Origin of the sequence: Mesorhizobium kowhaii, assembly GCF_003253745.1 — a bacterium.
Lineage (GTDB): Bacteria > Pseudomonadota > Alphaproteobacteria > Rhizobiales > Rhizobiaceae > Mesorhizobium > Mesorhizobium kowhaii.
On sequence record NZ_MZXV01000060.1, the window covers coordinates 1 to 1,574 of the forward strand.

Annotated in this window: 1 protein-coding gene; it reads left to right on the forward strand. The window is 59.8% G+C overall.

Annotated elements, in window-relative coordinates:
* The coding region (locus tag B5V02_RS27930; protein ID WP_146606160.1) for a calcium-binding protein at positions 1–1,574 on the forward strand (1,574 nt) is incomplete at both ends.

Genomic DNA, 1,574 nt, shown 5'->3' on the forward strand with positions numbered 1-1,574 from the left:
CATCAATGATTTGCAGACCACGGACTTCCTCGACGGGACGTTCACTGTCCTGACCGGGACGCCGGGCAACGACACCAATGCTACCTTGTCGGGTCCGGTCACGGCCGAGGCCGACATCATTTATGGCGTCGGCGGCGATGATACGCTGTCTGGCCTGGACGGCAACGACCAGATCTATGGCGGCACCGGCAACGACACGTTGGCGGGTGATCTTGGCGACGACACGCTGAACGGCGGAGCCGACAATGACATACTGACGGGCGGCGACGGCCTTGATGTCCTTTATGGCGGATCTGGCGACGACACGCTGAGTGGTGGCAACGAGGCTGACATTCTTTTTGCCGAGTATGATCCACAGACGGGCGGCGGGGACGCCGTCACTGCAGTCAACATACTGAACGGCGACGCCGGCGATGATCAACTTTACGGCGGTGAAGGCAAGGACACTCTCAACGGTGGCGCCGACAACGACACGCTCCACGGGGCCGGCAACGACGATACACTCAACGGTAATGACGGAACCGACTATCTCTACGGCGGCGATGGCAATGACGCGCTGAACGGAGGAACCCTTGCGGACCATCTGGACGGTGGTGATGGCAACGATTCTCTAGTGGGTGGTGACGGCGACGATGTCATAGACGGCGGAAACAATATCGACACGGCCTTCTATTTTGGCTCGTTCGCCGCCTATACAATTTCCGGAAGTGCGGGGACCTATACCGTGACGGGGGAAGGCACCGATACTCTCACAAATGTTGAGTTCGCGCAGTTTGCGAACGGATCGTATAACTTCACGGCCGGCACCTTCACGCCCACGATTACGGGCGTGACGATCCATGGGACTACCGGCAACGACACGATCTCGCCGACCAAAACCGTGCCCGGGCAACCGAAGCCGACTGCAGGCAACGACATCATCTATGCGAATGCGGGCAGCGACCAGCTCAACGGTGGGCTCGGTGCTGACACGATGTACGGCGGTGCCGGCAATGACACCTACACGGTCGACGATCTCGGCGACCAAGCGATCGAAGCTAACCCTGGCACCAGCCTTGATGATGGCGGCATTGATCTTGTCAACTCGTCGGTCAGCTTCACCCTCGGAGCTTTTCTCGAAAACCTGACGCTGACTGGCACAGCAGTGATCGACGGAGCCGGCAATGCGCTTGCCAACAAGATCACCGGCAACGCCGCCGCTAACGTGCTTAGCGGCCTGGATGGCAACGACACGCTGACCGGGAACGGAGGCAATGACACGCTGTACGGTGACGTCGGTAACGATACACTGGCTGGGGGGGGCGACATCGACACGCTGTACGGAGGTGATGGCAGCGACCAGCTCAACGGTGGACTCGGTGCTGACACGATGTACGGCGGTGCCGGCAATGACACCTACACGGTCGACGATCTCGGCGACCAAGCGATCGAAGCTAACCCTGGCACCAGCCTTGATGATGGCGGCATTGATCTTGTCAACTCGTCGGTCAGCTTCACCCTCGGAGCTTTTCTCGAAAACCTGACGCTGACTGGCACAGCAGTGATCGACGGAGCCGGCAATGCGCTTGCCAACA